The organism is Natronocella acetinitrilica, from assembly GCF_024170285.1.
Taxonomy (GTDB): domain Bacteria; phylum Pseudomonadota; class Gammaproteobacteria; order Nitrococcales; family Aquisalimonadaceae; genus Natronocella; species Natronocella acetinitrilica.
On sequence record NZ_JALJXV010000005.1, the window covers coordinates 171,772 to 193,403 of the forward strand.

The window sequence follows — 21,632 nt, forward strand, 5'->3', positions numbered from 1 at the left end:
GAGGTGAACCAATGAAGAAGTTCAGCACGCGTGCCGCTCTCGTTCCCCTGTTGTCCGGGTTGCTGCTCTCGCCCCTGGCCATGGCACAGTCCACCGACGACGGGATGGACGAGTCCGAACGGGCCATCATGGAAGAGCAGGGTGAAGAGTTCGAAAGCGCCCAGCTGGAACAGTTCGCTGACGCCTACGTTGAAGTTGGCGAGATTCACAATGAGTACTCGCAGCTCTTGCAGGAGGTTGAGTCCACCGAGCAGGCTCAGGATCTGCAGCAGGAAGCCAACGACGAAATGGTCCAGGCCATTCAGGACAGCGGACTCGAGGTCCAGGAATACTCGGCCATCGCCGCCGCCCTGGAGCGCGACCCGGAGATGCGTCAGGAAGTCGTCTCCATGATCGAGTCGCGTCAGTAAGTAACAGGCTTTTCATCGTTCCTCCGTTTGCCCTCCAGGAGGTACCCTTGCCCCACCCGCGCGGTGGGGCTTTTCTTTTTGTACCATGCCGATACGCTCGATCCCGGCGGATTGATCCCGTACACTCCCCCTCGTGTAGCCATGAGCTAATAAACCGTGGCCGTAAGTCGTGGGCGCCACGCGGGCCGGAGCGGCCCTACCCGCACCGAGGAGACCGATGTCGAGCAATCCGCACTATTGCATGAACCACAGCAGCTTCGCCTATGAGGATCTACTGGCCTGCGCGGAAGGGCGCTTGTTTGGCCCGGGCAACCCACAGTTGCCCAAGCCCAACATGCTGATGCTCGATCGCATCACCACGATCAATGATCAGGGCGGCGCACACGGCAAGGGTGAGATTCTGGCTGAACTGGATATCCACCCCGGCCTGTGGTTTTTCGACTGTCATTTCCAGAATGATCCGGTGATGCCTGGTTGTCTCGGCCTGGATGCAATGTGGCAGCTCGTGGGCTTTTTCCTGGGATGGAAAGGCGGCCAGGGACGAGGGCGGGCACTGGGTGCCGGTGAGGTGAAGTTCACCGGACAGGTGCTGCCCGATGCCAAACTGGTGACATACCGAATCGACATGAAGCGTGTCATCATGCGCAAGCTGGTCATGGGCATAGCGGATGCAGAACTGGACGTGGACGGCACCGTCATCTACCGCGCCAAGGATCTTCGCGTTGGTCTGTTCCATTCGCCCGAGGCCATGCAGGGTTAGGGTTCCGCTGCCGATAGTCATGCCGCTGCGCCGGGGGGCGTCGCCGCCTCTCACAGGCAATAGGTGAAGGCTGATCCGGAGCGATCTGGAGTGATAAAACCATGAGACGGGTAGTTATAACGGGGCTCGGCATTACGTCGTGCCTGGGCACCGACCGGGCGTCGGTCATCGACAGTCTGCGTCACGGGCGATCAGGCATCCGCTTCAAGCAGGCCTACGCGGACCTTGGTCTTCGCAGCCAGGTGGCTGGTGTGGTCGACCTTGATATCGAAGGCCGCATCGATCGCAAACAGCGCCGCTTCATGGGCAATGCGGCAGCCTACGCCTACGTCGCCATGGAAGACGCCATCGCCGATGCCGGGCTGACACCGGAACAGGTCTCCAACCCCCGCACGGGGCTGATCGCCGGCTCCGGTGGGGCGTCCACCGAAAACCTGATCAACTCCGTAGATATCCTGCGAGAGCGCGGCGTCAAGCGGGTTGGTCCGTACCAGGTGCCGCGGGTGATGAGCAGCACAGTATCGGCCTGCCTCGCAACCCCGTTCCGCATCAAGGGCATCAACTATTCCATCAGCTCCGCCTGCGCCACCAGTGCACACTGCATCGGCAATGCGGTGGAACAGATACAGCTTGGCAAGCAGGACGTGGTCTTCGCCGGTGGTGGCGAAGAGGAGCACTGGACGCTGACCATGCTGTTCGACGCCATGGGTGCGCTGTCATCGAAGCGGAATGATACGCCTGAGCAGGCCTCACGCGCGTACGACGCCGGTCGGGACGGCTTTGTCATCGCCGGCGGCGGCGGCATGGTGGTGGTCGAAGAGCTGGAACATGCCCTTGCCCGCGGTGCCCGCATACTGGCGGAAGTCACCGGCTACGGTGCCACGTCCGACGGTCACGACATGGTTGCGCCATCCGGTGAAGGCGCAGTCCGATGCATGCAGCAGGCCCTGGCGACAGCGCGTCGCCCCGTCGATTACGTCAATGCCCACGGCACCAGCACACCCGTCGGCGACATCACCGAGCTGGGGGCGCTGCGCACCGTGTTCGGAGAGCAAGCACCATACATCAACTCGACCAAGTCACTCAGCGGTCACTCGCTTGGCGCCGCCGGCGTACAGGAGGCCATCTATAGCCTGTTGATGATGGAAGAGGGATTAATCGCCGCTTCGGCAAACATCGAACAACTGGACGACGAGGCGGCCGGCATGCCTGTGGTGCGCGAGCGCATGGATAACGTCACCCTGAACGCGGTTATGTCCAACAGCTTCGGCTTCGGCGGCACCAACGCCACATTGATTTTTGAACGCTACGAGGATTGATGACATGCCGTTTGTCCGTACCGCGGTATTCACCCTGGCTGCCACTGTCGTTCTCGCCGCCTGTACCACCACCGATCCATACACCGGCGAGGAAAGGACCTCCCGCGCCACCTATGGAGCGGCCATTGGAGCCGTTGCCGGTGCGGTGATCGGTGGGGTCACCGGCTCCAACAGTCGCGAGCGACGTAACCGTGCATTGATCGGTGCCGGCGTCGGCGGGCTTTCCGGTGCCGCGGTTGGTGGCTACATGGACCGTCAGGAAGCCAGGCTCCGCGACCAGTTGCGTGGTACCGGCGTCAGCGTTACCCGCCAGGGCGATGACATCATTCTCAACATGCCGGGTAACGTGACCTTCGGCTTCGACAGCGCGGATCTGCGCTCCGATTTCTTCGAGGTGCTGGATTCCGTGGCCCTGGTGGTTAACGAGTTCGACCAGACGCTGATCGAAGCGGCCGGGCATACCGACAGCACCGGGTCCGCGGCCTACAACCAGCGCCTCTCAGAGCGCCGGGCCGATACCGTGGCGCGTTATCTGCAGAATCGCGGCGTGGATTCCCGGCGTATTGCGGCCGCCGGTTTCGGCCAGGATTACCCGATTGCCGACAACAGCACCGAGGCCGGACGCCAAGCCAATCGCCGTGTCGAATTAACGCTAGTGCCTTTGCGTCAGTAGCAACCAACGCGGTCGACGAAAAAGGCTCGCATTTGCGAGCCTTTTTCGTCGATCGGAAACTTTCGAGTTGCCTGCCTTCAACTCCAGAGCAACTGCACTAGTGGCAGGTAGTGATCCAGTAGCAACAAGCCGAACACGCCCATGAGATAGGTAATGGAATAGCCAAAAGCCTTCATGGGAATCGACGCATCCGCCGACCAGCGCAGCTTGATGGCGTAGTAGAGGAATCCCGCGTTCAGTGCCATCACTCCCACCAGATACATCATCCCTGCCATTTGCAGGGCAAATGGCAGCAAGCTGACTGCGACCAACAACACCGTGTAGAGCAATATCTGCACCTGGGTGAACACGACGCCATGGGTCACCGGCAACATGGGTATGTTGACCTCCGCATATTCCTCCCGCCTGTGAATCGCCAGGGCCCAGAAATGCGGCGGGGTCCAGACAAAGATGATGAGAAAGAGCAGCAAGGCATGGGGATCAATGGAGTTGGTCACCGCAGTCCAGCCGAGTACCGGCGGTGCCGCGCCTGCCGCACCACCTATCACGATGTTTTGCGGAGTCGCTCGCTTGAGGTAGAGCGTGTAGATGAAGGCATAGCCAATAAGAGACAGGAAGGTCAGCCAGGCGGTCAGCGGGTTGACCAGCCACCAGAGCATGCCCAGCCCGAGCAGGCCAATTCCACCCGCAAAAACCACAGCATGCGGTGTATCAATGACTCCCTGGGGCAGCGGTCTACCGCTTGTACGCGCCATGCGCGCGTCCACCTGGCGATCTACCATCTGGTTGATGGCAGCCGCCGCAGCTGACGCCAGCGCAATGCCGATCGACCCGAAGATCAACGCGTTCCAGGGGACCTGGGCAGGCGGCGCGGCGAGCACCATGCCCACGATGGCGGTAAACACCAGCAGTGCCACCACCTTGGGCTTGGTCAATTCGTAATAGTCGCGCCAAGTCGCGCTCACCCGTGCCTCCACCGCGTCGACGAATTCAGCCACTACCACGCACCCCATTGGCGACCGCAGCAGGCAGAGGACGCAGGGTATGATAGAGCGTCAGCACGCTCAACAGCAGAAGTGCGGCGCCCCCGTTGTGGGCGACGGCCATTGCCAGGGGCAGGCTGTACACCACGTTGCCGATTCCGAGCAGCCACTGAACACCCAGCAGCGCCACCATGGCCACGGCGATCCGCCCCGCCAGGGCCTGGAAACCAAGGCGCATCCACACTGCGATGGCGAGTGCCAGCACCGCAGCGGCGATGATCAGTGCGCCGATCCTGTGCGTGAAGTGAATGGCCACACGGGCGGGATGATCGAGTATGCCGAATTCGTAATCGACACCCAGCCCCCGCCACAACACGAAGGCTTCGCTGTAGTCGGCTTCGGGCACCAGCCGCCCATGGCACAACGGGAAGTCGGTACATGCCAGGGCGGCGTAGTTGGTGCTGACCCACCCGCCCAGGGCGATCTGAACACCCACCAGAGCCAGGACAGCCAGTACCCAGGGGCGTAATCGCTCCGCCACTGCGCTAGTCGGCGGCGGTCGCAGGAAGCGTCCTTGCCGGATCGTAAGCCACCACAACAGGGATATTGTGGTCATGCCACCAAGCAGATGCAGGGTGACCACCAGCGGTTTCAACTGCCAGGTCACCGTCCACATGCCGAGGATCGACTGCATGACGATGAGCAGGCCGAGGAACAGCGGCAGACGCAAGGGCTGGGCCGGATCCCGGCGGTTACGCACGGCCATGATGGCCATGGCGAAGACCACCAGGCCGAGGATCCCCGCCGCGTAGCGATGGATCATCTCCTTCCAGGCCTTGCCGATATGGACCGGCCTTTCCGGATAGGCCTGATTGGCGAGTTGAACGGCCTGCTCGGTCTGCGGCACGCCAAGGAGCATGCCGTAGCACCCTGGCCAGTCAGGGCATCCGAGCCCGGCATCTTCCAGGCGCACCCAGGCGCCAAGCAGGATGACGATCAACGTCAGCCCGACCGTCGATACCGACAGCCGGAAAAACCCTTTCCCAGTCATGGATCAGGCGTCCTCCGATAAGCCTTGCAGGCGTTCAAGATCAATATTCGAGAGCCGCAGCAACTTTTTCATGTCCTGCAGCATGCCGTAGGGTTGAAACGGTTCGTCGTAGCGCATCATCCGGTAGCCCCGCGTATCCACCAACGAGGTGGACAGGCCGTCATGGGCCGCGTCCGGCAGCATGGGTTCGCGGGCCCAGTACAGGGCCACGGAATCCTGGCCGCCGGTGGCGAGGCCTGATGGCGCGTTCGCACCTTCGGGCAGAATCAGTACGATGCGTGCCCGGTCCTGATTCTGGGCCAACGCGATCCGGACCTGCTGCAGGGCCGCGATGCGCTCAAGACAGGCGGCATCGCACTCGCCGTCATTGACGACCAGCATGCTCCATCGGCCACGCAGGGCCGAGGCCGACACGTTGTTGCCACTGGCGTCCAGCAACTCGACGTCAAGCCTGTGCGGTGGCTCCACCAGGGTGCCGTGGTTGCTGGTGGATGTCGGCGTCCAGCCAGTGAAAAACAGGGTCCAGGCAATCGCCGCAGGGACGAAGAAACACGCCAGCAGGAGAATCAGCGCCATTCGGCCGTTCCACTTCGAGGGCTTGCTGCTCATGTCAGTCTTTCCCGATACGAGTGAGGTTGACCACGATAAAAATCACCAGCAAGGCGGCGGCCAGCGCAAACCATTGCACCGCGTAGCCGCGATTGCGTTCCGGCCCGAAACCTGACGGGTGATCAGGTCGCCATTGCCGGACAAATCCACCTGGCAAGCTGGCATCCATGCGCAGAACCATGGGCAGCAACTCGTAACCGAGCCGCGTGGACAGTTCGTCGTAGTCGATGAACTGGATGCGTAGCGGCCAGCCCGATTCGCCATCCGCAATCCCACCCAGGCGAATGCCCGTTGGCGGTCCGTGATCCAGGTGGCCGCGTAACGCCGTCGGAGCGCCGCTGATCGGCAAGTCCGGCAGGTCTCTCCGACTGCGCCCGGTGGGAACCCAGCCCCGATCGACGAGAATGGCAGCGTCGCCGCCCTCCAGAAGCAGCGGTGTCAGCACGTGGTATCCGGCTTCCTGCCGATAGACCTGGTTGTCCAGCAGGAGCTGATGGTCGGCGTCCAGTACACCGCGGGCATCAGCTTCGCGGAACAGGTCGTCCACCGGATCGGGTACGCTTGCGTTCAAGGAAATCGGCGCCCGCTCTCCCCGCGCATCGAATGCGGCGAGACTCGCTTCTTTCTGCTGGGCCCGATCCAGTTGCCAGAAACCCAGCGACAACAGGATGGGGAACGTAACCAGCGTGGCCAGTGTCGGTATCACTCGTGGCCTGAAGCGGAAGCCGGGCATGCCTTCTCCTGTCACGGATTGCGTCAGCGGCCAATCGGGGCATACTGAGCGCGCATCGCCCCGCCAAGCTCAACGCGGCGTTTTGCCGCATTCCCGGAATCGGATCACCGACGGCAATTATCCATGACTATTCTGAGCAAAATTCTGATCGTGCTGTTCCTCATCGCCATCGTCGCAAGCCTGGCGTCCGGCGCTTTCTTCCTGATTCGCGACCAGAGCGATTCACGCCGCGTGGTCCGCGCCCTGACCGTGCGTATCACTCTCTCGGTGCTGCTGTTCCTGATTCTGATCGCGCTGGTGTTCTCCGGCGTGATTCAGCCGAACAACCCCTACGGACCTCGCTGAGTCTGTGGCGAGTGGCTGCGGACAGAACACGGGGCCGGTTGACCGGCCCCGTTATCGGACGGGAAAGCGACCGGAAAGTTCCCGGCCGCCGCGGCTGATGTCAGAGCAGGTACACCACCACGTAGAGCAGCAGCCACACCACGTCGACAAAGTGCCAATACCACGCCGCTGCTTCGAAGCCGAAGTGGTTATCCGGCGTGAAGTGTCCACGGATGACGCGGAACAGGATAACCAGCAGGGCAATGGCGCCGATGGTCACATGGACACCGTGGAAACCGGTCAGCATGAAGAACACCGAACCGTAGATGCCAGTGTCAAGCCGCAGGTTGAGGTCGGTGTAGGCGTAGATGTACTCGTAGATCTGCACCGACATGAACAACGCACCCAGCGCGACGGTCGCGGCCAGACCCCAGATCACTTTCTTGCGATGATTTTCCTTGATCGCGTGGTGCGCGATGGTCAGCGTCACACCCGAGGTCAGCAGGATGAGGGTATTGATAGTGGGCAGGGCCCAGGCGCCCATGGGGGTGAACTCCAGGGCACGGAACATCTCCCCCGGTCCGGCGGTAGGCCAGCTCAAGGTAACCGAATCCCAGAGGAAGCGGCTGGTTGCAGGGTCTTCACCGCCAAGCCACGGAATCGAGAACACACGGGCGTAGAACAGCGCGCCAAAGAACGCGCCGAAGAACATGACCTCCGAGAAGATGAACCAGGCCATCCCCTGACGGAAGGAAATATCCACCTGAGTGTTGTATTTGCCGGCGACGCTCTCGTGGATCACATCTCGAAACCACATCACCGTCATGATCAACGTGATGATGGCACCGACCACCATCAGCGGCATGCCCCAGCCAGCGCCGTTCAGGTACCCCGAGAAGCCGGCGGCGAGCAACACCATGCCCGGCACCCCAAATACCGGCCAACGGCTATCGTGGGGGACGTAGTACGCCTGTTGTTCTGATTGACTCATGTGACTTTTCCTCGTTACGGCCCCGAGCCGGCCTGCAGATTCTCTGATCAGCGTGCCCCGACGTGCAGGCTGGCATCGTTTTCGTCGAATTCGGGTTCATCCCCTGCGGATATGTCGAACAAGGTATACGACAGGGTGACGGTCGTGGTGCGATCCGGCAGCGCCGGATCGATGAAGAAGGTGACCGGCATTCGCCGCGTCTCCCCCTCATCGAAGCGTTGCTCGGTAAAACAGAAGCATTCGGTCTTCTTGAAATGGCGTCCTGCCGTTCCCGGCGCGACACTGGGAACAATCTGAGTCACGCCTGCCCCGCCGCGTGCGTTCTCCACCTTGAAGTAGGCCGTGTAAAGCTCACCCGGCTGCACTTCCATGCGGGACTCTTCGGCCCGGAACGTCCATGGATGCCGCTGATTGACGCTGGACACGAATTCGACGGTTACCGTGCGATCCACATTACCGGCACCCGCAGGCCCCTCCGCCGCCTGGGTGGACACGAAACCGTTGAAGCCGGTTACCTCGCAGAACTTCTCGTAGATGGGCACCATGGCAAAGCCGAAAGCGAACATGCCCACCACCAGAAGCAGCATGCGACTGACTACGCGCGTGTGATTGGCCCTGCTCTCACTCATAGCATCTGCATCCCGATGAAGGTCAGATAAAGCCCGAAGGCTACTGCGCCCAGTACGGCGGCGGTCACGTAGACCCGCCGCCGCCTGTGCCGATCGTTGGGATCAGGAGACTGCTCCAATGCACCCCCTACTTCACCACTGGCGGTTGTTCAAAGGTGTGGTAGGGCGCCGGCGAGGGCAGCGTCCACTCCAGACCCTGAGCACCTTCCCAGACCTGATCGCTGGCCTTCTCTCCACCACGGACACACTTGATGATCACCCAGAGGAAGATCAGCTGTGACAGGCCGAAAGCAAAGCCACCGATGGACGAGATCATGTTGAACTCGGCGAACTGCAAGGCATAGTCCGGGATACGACGCGGCATGCCGGCGAGCCCGAGGAAGTGCTGCGGAAAGAACAGGATGTTCACCGTGATGGCGGACAGCCAGAAGTGCCACTTCCCGAGGCGCTCGTCATACATGTTGCCGGTCCACTTGGGCAGCCAGAAGTAGACCGCCGCCATGATGGAGAAGATGGCACCCGACACCAGCACGTAGTGGAAATGCGCCACCACGAAGTAGGTGTCGTGGTACTGGAGATCCACCGGGGCCAGCGCCAGCATGACGCCGGACAGACCACCCACCGTGAACAGGATCACGAAGGCGATGGCGAACAGCATCGGCGTCTCGAAGGTCATGGACCCCTGCCACATGGTGGCCATCCAGTTGAAAATCTTCACGCCCGTGGGAACCGCCACCAGCATGGTGGCATACATGAAGAACAGCTGACCGGAGATGGGCATGCCCACCGAGAACATGTGGTGACCCCAGACGATGAAGCTGAGGAACGCGATGCTCGCGGTGGCATACACCATGGAACTGTAGCCGAACAGCGGCTTGCGGGCGAAGGTCGGAATGATCGCCGACACGATACCGAAGGCCGGAAGAATCAGGATGTAGACCTCGGGATGCCCGAAGAACCAGAAGATGTGCTGGAACATCACCGGATCGCCGCCACCAGCAGCGTTGAAGAAACTGGTCCCGAAGTACTGATCGGTGAGCAGCATGGTCACCGCACCTGCCAGCACCGGCATCACCGCCACGATGAGAAATGCGGTAATCAGCCAGGCCCAGACGAAGAGCGGCATCTTCATCAGGGTCATGCCAGGCGCGCGCATGTTGAGGATCGTGGCAACGATGTTGATCGACCCCATGATCGACGAGATACCAAGAATGTGCACCGCGAAGATCAGGAACGGAAAGGCATCACCCAACTGCAATACCAGCGGCGGATACATGGTCCAACCGCCGGCTGGGCCGCCACCCGGCAGGAACAGGGTCAGCAGCAGCAGGACAAAGCCCGCCGGCAGCAGCCAGAACGCCCAGTTGTTGACCCGGGGCAGCGCCATATCGGGCGCACCGATCTGCACCGGAATCAGCCAGTTGGCCAGACCAGTGAATGCCGGCATGACCGCACCGAAAATCATCACCAGGGCGTGCATGGTGGTCATCTGGTTGAAGAAATGCGGATCAACCAGATTCAGCCCGGGCTGAAACAGCTCGGCCCGGATCACCATCGCCATACCACCACCCACGAAGAACATGATCAGGGCAAAGACCATGTAGAGGACGCCCAGGTCCTTGTGGTTCGTAGTGAACAGCCAACGGGTGATCCCCGGCGGCGGCCCGTGGTGGTGATCGTCGTGGTGCGTGTCGTGAGTCGTCGAACTCATTGGCGTCTACCTCGTTCTGGCAATGGCTACCACGTTTATCTTGCGTCGCGCACATCCGCGGGCTGAATGGCGTCCGCTTCGTTGCCCCAGGCATTGCGTATGTAGGTCAGCACGCCGGCAAGCTCGGCGTCGTCAAGCCGGGGGCCGTAGGCGGCCATGGCCGTGCCCCGAACCCCGTTCACCAGCACATCAGTGACCCATTCGGCGTCTTCCATGACCCGGTCATTGCCGGCCAGGGCCGGGAAGGAACCCATGCCCTGCCCTTCCGCCTGATGACAGGCAATGCACTGGTTGTCGTAGACCTGCCGCCCAACCTGCATCAGTTCGTCTTCATCCATGTCTTCCAGGGCAGCAGTCTCAACATCGCCGAGTTCTTCGTCGTCGGCGGCTTCAACCACGCCGTTCTCAGCGCGCTGCTCTTCCACCCAGGCGTCGTAGTCTTCCTGCTCCAGGGCAACCACCACCACCGGCATGAAGCCATGATCGCGGCCGCAGAGTTCGGCGCATTGACCACGGTAGGTGCCGGGCTCCTGAATTTCGGCCCATGCCTCGTTGATGAAGCCGGGGATGGCATCTTTTTTCCAGCCCAGCTCAGGCACCCACCAGGCGTGGATGACGTCGTTGGCCGTGATCAGGAAACGGATTCGGGTATTCGTGGGCACAACCAGCGGGTTGTCCACATCAATCAGGTAGTGCTCAACGTCCCGCGGACGGATGTCCGGGTTGCGCTGCCGTGCGCGATCACTGTCACGGTCCAGCCGGCTGAGGAAGCTGATGTCCTCATCCAGGTAGTCGTAGCCCCACATCCACTGATAACCAGTGACCTGAATGGTCATGTCATAGTCGCTGGTATCGTCAATCTTGATCATGGTCTGGGTCGCCGGCACGGCGATGAAGAGCAGGATCAGGAAGGGAATGACAGTCCACACCACCTCGACGGTTGTGCTGTGGTGCCATTTGGCGGGAACCGCACCCTGGGATTTACGGAATTTCCAGATGGAATAGAAAATGCCTGCGAAAACAGCGATCCCGATGACGCAGACGATCCAGAAAACCAGCATATGGAGGCTGTAGACCTCCTGACTGATCTCGGTCACGCCCTGCGGCAGGTTCAGCCCCCAAGGGCGCCGCCAATCCGACTCGGGCGCCGTTGCCGCCGACGCGGCGGTGACGAAGAGCATCAGCCCGACCCCCCCGGCGGTGGCCAGGATTCGCAACAGGTTGTTTTTCATTCCACGCGCACTCCCAACTGAGTTTGGCGGCTTGTCGTCGGAAACATCAGGCACGGGAGGCAACACTCCCGCCGGACGCCATGGGGCCGATGGCGGCTTCTAGCTGCCGGGCCAACGAGGCACGATCCTCTTCCGTGAGAAAAGAGCCCAATTCAACGTATACCGCTCCAGAGCGGATCAGCAGTCTCGCCGGGTGCAACCGCCGCCGGGACGGCTGAAGCAAGACTTCTGTCCACACACGTTCGAACTGCCAATGCTGGCTGGGCCCGACGTATCCCTTCTCAATGGATACAAACTGCCCGCTGATCCGAACAACTTCCCGATAGCGCCCGCGGCGGGCCGTGACATAGAGCGCTGCACCAAGCAGTGCCAACTCCAGGCCGGCGAAGGGCAGTACGGGCCAGAAGCCAGCCACGGTAAAGCCGATGGCCACGGTCAGGCACACTGCGGCAAGGAACAGATACACCCTGAGCGTCGTGCGCCAGTAGAGTCCATTGTCCGGCCGCAGTACGAAGCACCGCTCCGCCGCGGTGGACTCGGTCATCGCCATGCGTCACCTCGGCCCGCCCGCAGGACGGACGCAAAATCGCGGGCCCATTCTAGTGGAGATGCCATCCGGAGAAAACCCTGCACCGCCCCTTTTCAACCGCCAGCGAGTAACACGGAAACATCAAGCCGGTTGCACGCGTCTCCACTGAACGACAGCCCTTGCCAGGGAATGGTTCCGAACCGTGGACCCGGCAGACGGGCATCCAGGGTGGCTATCTGCTCGTCCAGGCGCGGCACATCGGCCTCGGTCTGAACCGCTACCCAACCGGCCAGACGCAGGCCGTCACCGACGATGGCCTCGCTGCTCAGCACGGCATGGTTCAGACAGCCAAGCCGGATGGCAACCACCAACACCACGGGCAGACCCAGGCCAGCGGCCAGATTGGCCATGGTATGGCCGGACGACAAAGGAACCCGCCAGCCTCCTGCCCCTTCCACCACCAGACACTCGTCTGCTGTCGCGAGACCCTGCACATGACGAATCAGCCGGGAGCAATCGATCTCGATGCCAGCCTCTGCGGCCGCCAGGTGCGGTGACGCCGGAGCCGGTAGCGCAACCGGGTTGACGTCGCTGTAGGCAATGGCTCGCGCCGATGCGGCTTGAAGAGCAAGAGCGTCGTCGTTGCGCCAGCCGCCAGCGGTGTGCATGCAGCCGGCTGCCACCGGCTTGACACCGATGGCAGGAATTCCCGACTGACGAAGCGCATGGAGCAGAGAGACCGCCACCACCGTCTTGCCGACGCCTGTGTCCGTCCCGGTGACGAACCAGCCCCGCATCAGCCCCCGCCTCGAAGGGTGCGGCGCATGGCCTCCAGGGACACGGAAACTGCGCCACCTTCGTCACGACGCTGATTAACCTCTTGACCGGCCCAGGCGTGGCCGTAGACCACCTCCCAGGTGGCGGGCAGGCGACCCTCCGGATCACGGAACTGCTCGTAAGCCTGCATCATCCGCTGCAGCCGGCGGCGGCCAGTCATGCCCCGGGTTCGCTGCCGGTGCAGATTGCGGGCTCCGATGGCCTTGAGATCCCGCATGAGATCGCCAACCCCGGTGTAGGTCAGCGTCAGGGTTTCCATGTCCATGACCGGGTCGGCGAACCCCTCGCCCACCAACATGTCGCCCAGGTCGTGCATGTCCAGAAACGGACTGACGTGGACGTCGTCATCCGCGGCCGCCCAGCTTGCCCGCAGCTCCCGCAAGGTATCCGGCCCCAGGGTGGAGAACATCAGCAGGCCGCCGGGCCGCAGTACGCGACGACATTCGGCAAAGACGCGCTCTGGCCTTTCGCACCACTGCAAGGTGAGGTTGGAGAACACCATGTCAACGCTGGCATCCGCCAGTGGCAGGCACTCGGCATCAGCACAGACAGCCGGCACCGGACGCAACCAGGTGCCGTGCCGCACGGCCCGTCGCAACATCGCTGCAGAGAGGTCCAGCGCCAGCACCCGGGCCCGCCGGTAGCGCTCGCGCAAGCGCTGGACGCCGAGCCCGGTTCCAGCCCCCAGGTCCACAACAGTACTCGGTGCAAGGCGGATGAGTTGCAGCCGTTCCTGCAAGCGCTCCCCCACCTCCCGTTGCAGCACGGCCGCCTCATCGTAGGTCGCCGCGGCCGCATCGAAGGAGCGACGCAAGGCGGCCTTGTCCAGCCATGTCTCATCGGCAGCCGTCATGGCAGAGGCTCTTGCTGGTGGCAGCGATCAATATGGCCATGCACAAACTCCATCACCTGCTCCGGATGGGAAAGAAAAGGGGCATGGCCGGCTCCGGTAATAATCCCGATGTGGCTGTCGGCAACCAGCGTGGCGCTATCCTTCAGCCCCCGGGGCAGAACCAGCGGGTCGCTGTCACCACCAAGGAATAGCGCCGGCCCATGAAATGCACGCAGACAGTCACGTGCATCCGCCTGCTCAAGCACATCAAGGGCCCCGATGAGCGTATCAGCGCAGGCAAGGGGGCGCGCTGACAGTTGCTCCTGCACCAGTCTGCGGACTCGACGACCGGCAGCACCCGGCACGGACAGCAACCGCAACAGCGCGTCGAGCCCAGCCCTGGGCGAGTCCTGCAGTGCATGGCGAACAGGCGCGAACGCCCCGGGGTCGGCACCACCCGGCCAGTCGGCAGCCCGCAGAAAACGGGGCAGGCCAGCCATCATGACCAGGCCCCGGGCCCGGGCTGGACCGACGGCCATGGCTGCCAGCAAGGCCCCGAGTGACCAGCCGATCCAGACCGCCCCCGCCGGCAGGCTGGCCTGAAGCTCCGCCACCACAGTGTTTGCCTCGAAGGCGAAAGTAGCACTGCCATGACCATGACCGGGCAGGTCGGGTACGTGGACTCGGCCGTACGCGCCCAGTGCGCAGGCCAGCTCCGCCATGACGCCGCCATGGGTGCCCCACCCGTGGAGCAGCACGAGGTCGATTCCGCGACCATATGCCGTTACGTGCATCAATTCCTCCCGCTATCACGAAGCTCCGGATCATCCAGGGCATCCAGCAGACGGTCCAGGTGTTCATCCGCATGCGCTGCGCTGAGCGTGATCCTTAGTCTCGCACTTCCGGCGGGCACCGTGGGTGGCCGGATTGCCGCAACCAGAATGCCGGCGACTTCAAGCCGTCGACTGGCGGCGAGTGCCGCCCCCGCTTCACCGATGATAACGGGCTGGATGGCGGTACCGGAATCACCCAGGGACAACCCCAGCTGTGAGGCACCGACCCGAAAGCGGCGGATAAGCGCAGCCAGTCGCTCCCGTCGCCAACCCTCCGTGCGGACCAGATCCAGCGCCGCCAGGGTCGCCGCGGAGAGCACAGGCGGTGAAGCCGTGGTGTAGATCGCAGTCCGCGCTTTCTGTTCCAGCAGTTCGATCCACTCAGCCGGGCCGGACACGAACGCACCGTAAGTGCCGAAAGCCTTGCCAAAGGTGCCGACCAGCAGCGGGACCTGGAACTGGTCCAGCCCGGCATCCGCCAGGCTGCCGCGCCCCTGCGACCCAATCACACCAAGGCCGTGGGCGTCATCCACCAGCAAGGCGGCGCCGGTTTGCGCCGTGACGGCTGCGATCTCCGCCAACGGCGCGACATCCCCATCCATGCTGAACACGCCGTCGGTGGCAACCAGGCGCCTTCGATACGGCCTGTCCAGGCAACGCTGCAAATGGTCGACGTCCCTATGCCGATAGCGTCGGCAACGCGCGCCGGAGAGCAATCCGCCATCGATCAGGGAGGCGTGGTTGAGGCGGTCCTGCAGCACCAGGTCACCACGACGAGTGAGGCCGGCGATCACGCCGAGGTTGGCCATGTAGCCGGTGGAGAAAAGTAGGGTCCGGTCCCGCTGCAGCCAGTCGGACAATGCCTCGGACAGCGCCTCGTGGGCGTAGCGATGACCGGTCACCAGGTCGGCGCTACCGCTGCCAGTGGGTCCGGACCAATCCCGCAGCACACGACCCAGCCTTGGATCGTTGGCCAGCCCGAGATAGTCGTTGCCGCAGAAATTGAGCAGCCGCCGCCCGCTTGCGTCCACCATGTGCACCGGCCCGTCGGCCTGGTAGACCCGGCGTTGGCGATGGAGATCGGCCGCGCGGATGGCGGTCAGTTCAGTGCCGATGTCCCACACGATCCACGCTCAACGGGGCGGCGGCGGCAGGCCGTTCCCCACGGCCCTGCTCACACGCCGTTTCCGGGCGCAAACCCAAACGCTGGAACAGTGCGTTGTCCGCCGCCGTATCCGGGTTGCCGGTGGTCAGCAAACGCTCGCCATGGAAAATGCTGTTGGCGCCAGCCAGAAAGCACAGCGTCTGCAGTTCGTCACTCATATGGGCACGCCCGGCAGACAGGCGGACATGGGAGACCGGCATGAGAATGCGGGCGACGGCGACGGTGCGCACGAAGTCGAGAGGATCGAGGGACGCGGCATCCGCCAGCGGCGTCCCGGGCACCCGCACCAACTGGTTGATCGGCACGCTCTCAGGGTGCGCCGGGAGGTTCGCCAGGGTACGCAGCATGGCCGCGCGATCCTCCACTGTTTCCCCCATGCCCAGAATGCCACCGCAACAGACCTTCATGCCCGCCGCGCGAACCGAGTCCAGGGTATCGAGCCGCTGCTGATAGGACCGCGTGGTGATGATTTCGTCGTAGAACGACTCGGAGGTATCCAGATTATGGTTGTAGTAATCAAGCCCCGCCTCGCGCAGTTCTTCGGCCTGATCGTCATCCAGCATTCCCAGCGTGGCGCAGGTTTCCAGCCCCAGCTCCTTGACCTCGCGAATCATGGCGGCCACCCGCTCCAGGTCACGGCCCCGGGGGCTGCGCCAGGCGGCACCCATGCAGAACCGCGTGGCGCCAGCCTCGCGGGCGGCGCGAGCGGCCGCCACCACGGACTCTCGGTCCATCAACGGCTCCGGCTCGAGGCCAGTGGTGTAGCGCACGCTCTGAGGACAGTACTTGCAGTCCTCCGGGCAGGCGCCGGTCTTGATGGACAAGAGAGTGCTGACCTGCACCGTATTGGCGGCATGATGACGGCGATGGATAGTCTGGGCGCGGAACAGCAGATCCATGAAGGGCAGGTCGAAAAGCGCCTGGACCTCATCAACACACCAGTCATGGCGTACGTCATCGTCATTGATCGGCATAATGGGGATTCCGTTGCTGGTGTTCTTGGGCTCGCCGGGGAGCCATTGGCCCGCTCTTGCGAAGGCGGAAAACCCGGCAAGCATGCATGGCAATACTGGATGAATCAGGAGAATGGTAACCCGCCGACAGGGACTGTCAACAAAATGCTTATAGAAAAAGTTTACAATGCGCTGGAGCGTTCGCTGGACACCTGTTTCCCACCCCGATGCCGGCTCTGCGGTGATCCCGGCGTCGGTGCGGACATCTGCCCGGCCTGCTACCACGACCTGCCCTGGAACCTGCAGGCCTGCCCGATTTGTGCGGAACCGGCATCCGCTCCCTGCACGCCCTGTGGACGCTGCCAGAAAGAACATGCCCCGTATGATCTGATTCGCGCACCCTGGGTGTACGGCCCACCACTCGACCACCTGATCCAGGCACTGAAATTTCATGGTGACCTGGCTGCCGGGCGCCTGCTCGGTCAACTGCTGACCTGGGCAGTACAAAACGCGGCCACGGATATTGACTGCCTGATCCCGATGCCACTGCATCGCTCCAGGCTTCAGGAGCGCGGCTATAACCAGGCCATGGAACTCGCCCGCCCCCTGGCACGCCAGACCGGTCTGCAGCCAGCGCCCGGTGTTGTGCATCGTTGCCGCGCGACCGCAGCGCAGAGCGCCTTGCCCCGAGAGGCCCGCAAGGCGAACATGCGCCAGGCATTCAACGTGACGGGCATGGTCGCGGGGCGGCGTATCGCCGTGATCGACGATGTCGTCACGAGCACGGCCACCGCCAGGGCGATAGCCGGAGCGCTGCTCGAGGCGGGCGCGGCGCGTATCGAGATCTGGGCTGTGTGCCGCACCCCGCGCGAGACCGACTGACCGTAATCCCGAGGGAGGCAAGGCTTGGTACTGACCGTGATTCTTCTGCTTGTCACTGCAGCGGTATTTGCCGCGATCATCATCCATGCACGGGTGGTTTTCGTACTGCGCATCGACGGGGGGCGGATCACCACGCTCCGCGGTCGACCTCCACCTGGATTTGTCAACGCCTGCGAGGATGTTGCGCGCATGCGGGGTGTGGCGCAGGGGCGTATCAAGGGCGTGCGCACTGGCGCCGGCACGCAGCTGCGCTTCTCAAGTGAGATCCCCGCCCACACGCACCAGGCATTCCGGAACGTCTGGACGCCGCCACCCGGCGGCGGTGGCGGCGGCGGAGCCCGGGCCAGCGGGTAGCCGTTTTCACACCATCCGGCTGCCAGCCCGGCGTGCGCAATACTGGCAGCAGCGGTGGTCGCCAAGTTGCTGGCAGCAGCGCCCCTTGCACGTACACCACCCCTGCACTGAAGCCGCGCTGCGGCACTGGTCCCGATCCTGCATAACCCCCCGGCGCCGAAAGTGGATACACCCGTACGACTCGCAACTATCGGAGACTTGGGCGGGTGGCTCGGTCCAGCCTGGTGCATCAGCTTTGCGCAGACGCCCCGGAACGGTGCAAACTGCGCAAAAATGCCGACAGGGACCCACCGGTAAACAGACAACGGACGATGCTTTCAAGGGGCAGTTGATGGATAAATTCTTCGGCTTTACGGAACAGGGCACATCACTTCGTCAGGAAATCATTGCCGGGGCAACGACCTTCCTGGCGATGGCCTACATCCTCTTCGTCAACGCCTTCATACTCGCCGACGCCGGCATGGATCCCGGCGCCGTGTTCGTGGCCACTGCGCTGTCCGCCGCCGCGGGCTGCCTGATCATGGGGCTGTGGGCCAACTATCCCATCGCACTGGCACCCGGCATGGGACTCAACGCCTTCTTCGCCTACACCGTGGTCCTGGGCATGGGCGTGCCCTGGGAGACGGCCCTCGCCGGGGTGCTGGTTTCGGGCATCATCTTCCTTATCCTGACCGTCACCCGGGTCCGCGAGACCATCATCAACGCCATACCGCTGCAGCTGAAGATGGCGGCGGGCGCGGGCATCGGCCTGTTCATCGCATTCATCGGCCTCAAGAACGCAGGAATCGTCGAAGGCTACGAACCCACCCTCGTCACTCTCGGCAACCTGGGTGCAGCCGGGCCGGCCATTGCCATCGCCGGCTTGCTCATTACCGCATTCTTCCTGGTACGTGGCTTCAAGGGCGCGATTTTCTACGGCATGGTGGTCACCACGGTGGGCGGCATCATCATCGGCGTGGTGGGCGCCCCGGACGCCGTGGTCTCTGCAGTGCCGAGCCTCGCGCCCACCTTTGGCCAGGCCATCATCCACCTGCCGGACATCCTGCTCTCACCGACACTGTGGGTGGTGGTATTCACTTTCCTGTTCGTGGATTTCTTCGATACCGCCGGCACCCTGATGGCCGTGGCGCACCAGGGCGGTTTCCTCAAGGACAACAAACTGCCGCGGGCAAGTCGCGCGTTGGGCGCCGATTCCTCCGCCACGGTTATCGGGGCTGTTCTCGGCACCTCGACCACCACTTCGTACATCGAATCAGCAGCCGGCGTCGGCGCCGGGGGGCGAACCGGATTCACGTCGGTGGTCGTCGCGGCTCTATTCCTGGTAAGCCTGTTCTTCTCGCCGTTGTTGCAAATCTTCCTGGAGCATCCGGAGCTGACGTCACCAGCGCTGATCATCGTCGGTGTACTCATGGCGTCGGCACTTGCAAACATCGACTGGAAGGCACCCGAATTCGCCATTCCCGCGTTTGTCACGGTGATCGCCATGCCATTGACCTTCAGCATCGCCAATGGCATCGCCCTAGGCTTCGTCCTCTACCCGCTGACCATGGTCTTCAAGGGCAAGGCGCGGGAGGTCCACCCGCTGATGTACGCGATGTTTGTGGTATTCATCGTCTATTTCATCTGGGGGCGTTAGATTGGGAGGATGCTTGTATTTGCGCAACGACGGTGTAACGGTGAAGCCACGCCGACACTTTGTGAGGATCAATGACCGACTCTGACTCCGGTACGCGCCTGCAAGGCCTATGCGAGAAGCTGGACAGAGCTGTGGAGGCACTCCACCGCACCAGCCCCTTCGCCAAAGGCATCAAACAGCGGCCGGTGCTCGATCTCGCCCGGAGAATCATGCAGCAGCCGGGCGGGGTTGCGGCCATTTACGATCGCATCGGGGCGCTGGAGGAAGCCGGCATTTTCCATGACAGCGACTGGCAGAACCCCGACAGATTGCAGCCGTGGATGGCGGCCAACACCATTCGTCAGGGCGAGCCGGACACCACCGTACTGGAGGCCCTCAGCGAACTGCGCCTCGCCGCCGTTGCCCGGGGCGCATTACTGCACCCCGGACTGTCGGACGAAGAAGCCGGCCATCTGCTGTCACAGATCCTGGCGCTGAATCTGCCCCTGATCTTTGGTCAACTGAACGAGGCCGAGCGGGTTCACCTGGGCGGTTTCGCCCCGGCGGTGCATCAGCTCTACCAGTTCCTCGCCGGCGAGATCGGGCTGGGTGAGGTGCTGGACCGCCTGATCAACGAAATCTGGCGCATGCTCGACCAGCGCCCCATCGAAGTCGATCACGTCAAGGAGATGATCACCAGCGTCTCCGTCTACCTGGCGGACCCGGAAAGCGGTATCAGCGCCAATTCAAGCCGGGGCGCCGAGCGACTGATCAGCGCGCTGTACGGTCCGACCCGGGGCTGCCAGGAAGACCCGGGGTTTGTTATCTACACCGAGCGGCTGGCCAATATGGATGCGCAGGCCCTGCGGCAGGAGGCCCTGGGCTTCAGTCGGTCCATGCTCGACACCGGCCTGGTCTCGCCCTACCACGCCGTTTTCCTGCGCTATGTGCTGGATCAGCAACCCGACCTTATCGGCGCCGCGCTTGGCCTGAGCAGCACGGGAAATGATGCGCTGCACTGTTACCAGCACCTGGTGCACAACCTGATTGCCGAGGCCGTCTGGCCGGAGACCGCAGAGAGTGTCTACGGCCTTTCCGGCCTGCTCGAGCGGGGCATCCTTTACAACGGACCTCTCGCCCCGGCGCTGTGGCGGCAGATCGGCCTGCCCCTGTCCGAACAGGCGATCCGCATGCTCGGGGTGCCGGCGACGGCTGAACCATCGCCTCGGCAACACCTCCTCGCCGGTGTGCTCTGCGTGCTGGGACAGCCCCTGGGCGTTGGTCAGGGCAACAACCCCACCTGCCAGTCGGCCCGTGCCTTGTCCATGTGGGCCAACAATGATCCCGACTATCTGCTGCAGATACTCACCTGGGCGGCACGAGACGACGACGTGGTGATGCGCTTCGAGGGGCAACTGCTATCGTCCCGCGACCTGACCCGACACACCGGCCTGGCCGTCATCCAGGATGTGGATCCGGTGTCGGCAGTGACTGTGCCGCACCTGGACGCCATTTATCAGGCCATGGGTGTGCTTTGCGCCGACCGGGGGGAGCAGGACCCGCACCAGTGGATCAATCCGGAGTTTCATGGCTGGTGGGTGGGCCGGGGGTTCGCGATCGCCGTTGATGTACCGACAGGCAATCTCACAAACTTCAGCGACTTCGTGAAACGCTTCTACGGCTCGTACCACCCCCTGTACAACGGCAATCAGCTGGTCATTCATCCGCAACCAGCCGGCATCGCGGTCACGGACAGCGCAGCGCGCTTCATCGGCTGGCATGCCATTTCCATCCAACGGGTGGGGCTGGATCCAGGCGGTGAGATGCGGGTGTACTTCTACAATCCCAACAACGACAGCGGACAGCACTGGGGACAGGATATCCAGGTATCCACCAACGGTTGTGGCGAACGCTTCGGAGAATCGTCATTGCCCTTCCCGGAATTCACGTCACGACTGTACATCTACCACTTCGACCCCCGGGAAGTGGTCAATAACCCCGCTGTGCCAGTTGAGGAGCTCGAACAGGTCCTGACCCTGGCGGCGGAGAGCTGGGCAGCTGACCGGAATGCGGAACAAGCCTGGGCCTGACGCGGCCTTGCTGGCTTTTCTGCCGCAGCCTGTTATAGTGCGGCCAGTCGACGCGCACCGGTCCGCGTCGCTCCTCGCGGTCAATCCTTCTAGTCAGGCCTGCCCTCGAACACACTT

The 21,632-nt window shown here is 62.9% G+C and carries 24 protein-coding genes; 9 read left to right on the plus strand and 15 right to left on the minus strand.

Annotated elements, in window-relative coordinates; all coding sequences use genetic code 11:
- Positions 1–11: 11 nt before the first annotated feature.
- The 4 genes from J2T57_RS11620 (at position 12) to J2T57_RS11635 (ending at position 3,162) form a co-directional block, all read left to right on the plus strand.
- The gene (locus J2T57_RS11620) at positions 12–410 is read left to right on the plus strand and encodes a DUF4168 domain-containing protein (protein WP_253478275.1); all 399 of its coding nucleotides are present in this window, start codon (positions 12–14) and stop codon (positions 408–410) included.
- A gap of 241 nt (positions 411–651) precedes the next feature.
- Positions 652–1,170, plus strand: coding sequence for a 3-hydroxyacyl-[acyl-carrier-protein] dehydratase FabA (gene fabA, locus J2T57_RS11625; RefSeq protein ID WP_253478730.1), 519 nt, complete (start codon positions 652–654; stop codon positions 1,168–1,170).
- Between the two features lie 101 nt (positions 1,171–1,271).
- Positions 1,272–2,489 (plus strand): beta-ketoacyl-ACP synthase I, encoded by a 1,218-nt coding sequence (gene fabB, locus J2T57_RS11630; protein ID WP_253478278.1) that lies wholly within the window; start codon positions 1,272–1,274, stop codon positions 2,487–2,489.
- Between the two features lie 4 nt (positions 2,490–2,493).
- Positions 2,494–3,162 carry a YiaD family glycine zipper/OmpA-like lipoprotein gene (locus J2T57_RS11635; protein WP_253478281.1) on the plus strand — a complete coding sequence of 223 codons (669 nt, stop codon included), beginning with the start codon at positions 2,494–2,496 and terminating at the stop codon, positions 3,160–3,162.
- A 77-nt stretch (positions 3,163–3,239) separates the two neighbouring features.
- Here J2T57_RS11635 and cyoE read toward each other — a convergent pair whose 3' ends face one another.
- From cyoE to J2T57_RS11655, 4 genes are read right to left on the minus strand one after another with little or no spacing between them, the layout of a single operon-like run.
- Complete coding sequence (gene cyoE, locus J2T57_RS11640; RefSeq protein WP_436262695.1) at positions 3,240–4,175, minus strand: heme o synthase; 936 nt, start codon at positions 4,173–4,175, stop codon at positions 3,240–3,242.
- The gene (locus tag J2T57_RS11645; protein WP_253478287.1) at positions 4,153–5,196 is read right to left on the minus strand and encodes a COX15/CtaA family protein; all 1,044 of its coding nucleotides are present in this window, start codon (positions 5,194–5,196) and stop codon (positions 4,153–4,155) included. Before J2T57_RS11645 ends, cyoE begins: the two co-directional genes overlap by 23 nt.
- A 3-nt stretch (positions 5,197–5,199) precedes the next feature.
- Entirely contained in the window at positions 5,200–5,805 is a 606-nt protein-coding gene (locus J2T57_RS11650) for a redox-active disulfide-containing membrane protein (RefSeq protein ID WP_253478290.1), read from the minus strand.
- Between the two features lies 1 nt (position 5,806).
- The gene (locus tag J2T57_RS11655; protein ID WP_253478292.1) at positions 5,807–6,538 is read right to left on the minus strand and encodes an SURF1 family protein; all 732 of its coding nucleotides are present in this window, start codon (positions 6,536–6,538) and stop codon (positions 5,807–5,809) included.
- A gap of 123 nt (positions 6,539–6,661) precedes the next feature.
- On the opposite strand from J2T57_RS11655, the gene J2T57_RS11660 reads away from it, so the two are divergent.
- Complete coding sequence (locus J2T57_RS11660; RefSeq protein WP_253478295.1) at positions 6,662–6,883, plus strand: twin transmembrane helix small protein; 222 nt, start codon at positions 6,662–6,664, stop codon at positions 6,881–6,883.
- 100 nt (positions 6,884–6,983) lie between these two features.
- Here J2T57_RS11660 and J2T57_RS11665 read toward each other — a convergent pair whose 3' ends face one another.
- The 11 genes from J2T57_RS11665 to bioB all read right to left on the minus strand — a co-directional run bounded on the left by J2T57_RS11665 (position 6,984) and on the right by bioB (position 16,595).
- Complete coding sequence (locus J2T57_RS11665; RefSeq protein WP_253478297.1) at positions 6,984–7,853, minus strand: cytochrome c oxidase subunit 3; 870 nt, start codon at positions 7,851–7,853, stop codon at positions 6,984–6,986.
- A gap of 47 nt (positions 7,854–7,900) precedes the next feature.
- Entirely contained in the window at positions 7,901–8,482 is a 582-nt protein-coding gene (locus J2T57_RS11670; protein WP_253478300.1) for a cytochrome c oxidase assembly protein, read from the minus strand.
- On the minus strand, positions 8,479–8,601 hold the full coding sequence (locus J2T57_RS22235; protein WP_301289343.1) for a hypothetical protein: 123 nt from the start codon (positions 8,599–8,601) through the stop codon (positions 8,479–8,481). Before J2T57_RS22235 ends, J2T57_RS11670 begins: the two co-directional genes overlap by 4 nt.
- Positions 8,602–8,609: 8 nt before the next feature.
- Positions 8,610–10,193 (minus strand): cytochrome c oxidase subunit I, encoded by a 1,584-nt coding sequence (gene ctaD, locus J2T57_RS11675; protein ID WP_253478303.1) that lies wholly within the window; start codon positions 10,191–10,193, stop codon positions 8,610–8,612.
- A 35-nt stretch (positions 10,194–10,228) separates the two neighbouring features.
- Positions 10,229–11,425 carry a cytochrome c oxidase subunit II gene (gene coxB / locus J2T57_RS11680; RefSeq protein ID WP_253478306.1) on the minus strand — a complete coding sequence of 399 codons (1,197 nt, stop codon included), beginning with the start codon at positions 11,423–11,425 and terminating at the stop codon, positions 10,229–10,231.
- A 46-nt stretch (positions 11,426–11,471) separates the two neighbouring features.
- Complete coding sequence (locus tag J2T57_RS11685; RefSeq protein ID WP_253478309.1) at positions 11,472–11,969, minus strand: DUF2244 domain-containing protein; 498 nt, start codon at positions 11,967–11,969, stop codon at positions 11,472–11,474.
- A 98-nt stretch (positions 11,970–12,067) separates the two neighbouring features.
- Entirely contained in the window at positions 12,068–12,751 is a 684-nt protein-coding gene (bioD, locus tag J2T57_RS11690; RefSeq protein ID WP_253478312.1) for a dethiobiotin synthase, read from the minus strand.
- The gene (bioC, locus tag J2T57_RS11695) at positions 12,751–13,644 is read right to left on the minus strand and encodes a malonyl-ACP O-methyltransferase BioC (RefSeq protein WP_253478315.1); all 894 of its coding nucleotides are present in this window, start codon (positions 13,642–13,644) and stop codon (positions 12,751–12,753) included. Before bioC ends, bioD begins: the two co-directional genes overlap by 1 nt.
- Positions 13,641–14,417 carry an alpha/beta fold hydrolase gene (locus tag J2T57_RS11700; protein WP_253478318.1) on the minus strand — a complete coding sequence of 259 codons (777 nt, stop codon included), beginning with the start codon at positions 14,415–14,417 and terminating at the stop codon, positions 13,641–13,643. Before J2T57_RS11700 ends, bioC begins: the two co-directional genes overlap by 4 nt.
- Positions 14,417–15,583, minus strand: a complete 1,167-nt coding sequence (bioF, locus tag J2T57_RS11705; RefSeq protein WP_436262698.1) for an 8-amino-7-oxononanoate synthase — start codon at positions 15,581–15,583, stop codon at positions 14,417–14,419. Before bioF ends, J2T57_RS11700 begins: the two co-directional genes overlap by 1 nt.
- Positions 15,561–16,595, minus strand: a complete 1,035-nt coding sequence (gene bioB / locus J2T57_RS11710) for a biotin synthase BioB (protein ID WP_253478323.1) — start codon at positions 16,593–16,595, stop codon at positions 15,561–15,563. The genes bioF and bioB overlap by 23 nt, the downstream gene beginning before the upstream one ends.
- A gap of 144 nt (positions 16,596–16,739) precedes the next feature.
- On the opposite strand from bioB, the gene J2T57_RS11715 reads away from it, so the two are divergent.
- The 4 genes from J2T57_RS11715 (at position 16,740) to J2T57_RS11730 (ending at position 21,515) form a co-directional block, all read left to right on the plus strand.
- Positions 16,740–17,456: a ComF family protein gene (locus J2T57_RS11715; protein ID WP_253478326.1), complete on the plus strand. Its 717-nt coding sequence runs from the start codon at positions 16,740–16,742 to the stop codon at positions 17,454–17,456.
- A gap of 24 nt (positions 17,457–17,480) precedes the next feature.
- Complete coding sequence (locus tag J2T57_RS11720) at positions 17,481–17,810, plus strand: DUF3634 family protein (RefSeq protein WP_253478329.1); 330 nt, start codon at positions 17,481–17,483, stop codon at positions 17,808–17,810.
- 331 nt (positions 17,811–18,141) lie between these two features.
- A complete protein-coding gene (locus tag J2T57_RS11725) occupies positions 18,142–19,446 on the plus strand; it encodes an NCS2 family permease (protein ID WP_253478332.1) in 1,305 nt (434 codons plus the stop codon).
- Positions 19,447–19,517: 71 nt separating this feature from the next.
- A complete protein-coding gene (locus J2T57_RS11730; RefSeq protein WP_253478335.1) occupies positions 19,518–21,515 on the plus strand; it encodes a hypothetical protein in 1,998 nt (665 codons plus the stop codon).
- Positions 21,516–21,632: the final 117 nt, after the last annotated feature.

What these genes read in the sequence shown, in the direction of transcription:
- J2T57_RS11620 (WP_253478275.1), top strand. Translation starts at nt 12, where the DNA reads ATGAAGAAGTTCAGCACGCGTGCCGCTCTCGTTCCCCTGTTGTCCGGG.
- J2T57_RS11660 (WP_253478295.1), top strand. Translation starts at nt 6,662, where the DNA reads ATGACTATTCTGAGCAAAATTCTGATCGTGCTGTTCCTCATCGCCATC.
- coxB (WP_253478306.1), bottom strand. Translation starts at nt 11,425, where the DNA reads ATGAAAAACAACCTGTTGCGAATCCTGGCCACCGCCGGGGGGGTCGGG.
- J2T57_RS11635 (WP_253478281.1), top strand. Translation starts at nt 2,494, where the DNA reads ATGCCGTTTGTCCGTACCGCGGTATTCACCCTGGCTGCCACTGTCGTT.
- J2T57_RS11700 (WP_253478318.1), bottom strand. Translation starts at nt 14,417, where the DNA reads ATGCACGTAACGGCATATGGTCGCGGAATCGACCTCGTGCTGCTCCAC.
- J2T57_RS11655 (WP_253478292.1), bottom strand. Translation starts at nt 6,538, where the DNA reads ATGCCCGGCTTCCGCTTCAGGCCACGAGTGATACCGACACTGGCCACG.
- bioD (WP_253478312.1), bottom strand. Translation starts at nt 12,751, where the DNA reads ATGCGGGGCTGGTTCGTCACCGGGACGGACACAGGCGTCGGCAAGACG.
- J2T57_RS11715 (WP_253478326.1), top strand. Translation starts at nt 16,740, where the DNA reads ATGCTTATAGAAAAAGTTTACAATGCGCTGGAGCGTTCGCTGGACACC.
- J2T57_RS11730 (WP_253478335.1), top strand. Translation starts at nt 19,518, where the DNA reads ATGACCGACTCTGACTCCGGTACGCGCCTGCAAGGCCTATGCGAGAAG.
- J2T57_RS11650 (WP_253478290.1), bottom strand. Translation starts at nt 5,805, where the DNA reads ATGAGCAGCAAGCCCTCGAAGTGGAACGGCCGAATGGCGCTGATTCTC.
- bioB (WP_253478323.1), bottom strand. Translation starts at nt 16,595, where the DNA reads ATGCCGATCAATGACGATGACGTACGCCATGACTGGTGTGTTGATGAG.
- fabB (WP_253478278.1), top strand. Translation starts at nt 1,272, where the DNA reads ATGAGACGGGTAGTTATAACGGGGCTCGGCATTACGTCGTGCCTGGGC.
- bioC (WP_253478315.1), bottom strand. Translation starts at nt 13,644, where the DNA reads ATGACGGCTGCCGATGAGACATGGCTGGACAAGGCCGCCTTGCGTCGC.
- J2T57_RS11645 (WP_253478287.1), bottom strand. Translation starts at nt 5,196, where the DNA reads ATGACTGGGAAAGGGTTTTTCCGGCTGTCGGTATCGACGGTCGGGCTG.
- J2T57_RS11670 (WP_253478300.1), bottom strand. Translation starts at nt 8,482, where the DNA reads ATGAGTGAGAGCAGGGCCAATCACACGCGCGTAGTCAGTCGCATGCTG.
- J2T57_RS11685 (WP_253478309.1), bottom strand. Translation starts at nt 11,969, where the DNA reads ATGACCGAGTCCACCGCGGCGGAGCGGTGCTTCGTACTGCGGCCGGAC.
- ctaD (WP_253478303.1), bottom strand. Translation starts at nt 10,193, where the DNA reads ATGAGTTCGACGACTCACGACACGCACCACGACGATCACCACCACGGG.
- J2T57_RS11665 (WP_253478297.1), bottom strand. Translation starts at nt 7,853, where the DNA reads ATGAGTCAATCAGAACAACAGGCGTACTACGTCCCCCACGATAGCCGT.
- cyoE (WP_436262695.1), bottom strand. Translation starts at nt 4,175, where the DNA reads ATGGGGTGCGTGGTAGTGGCTGAATTCGTCGACGCGGTGGAGGCACGG.
- fabA (WP_253478730.1), top strand. Translation starts at nt 652, where the DNA reads ATGAACCACAGCAGCTTCGCCTATGAGGATCTACTGGCCTGCGCGGAA.
- J2T57_RS11725 (WP_253478332.1), top strand. Translation starts at nt 18,142, where the DNA reads ATGGATAAATTCTTCGGCTTTACGGAACAGGGCACATCACTTCGTCAG.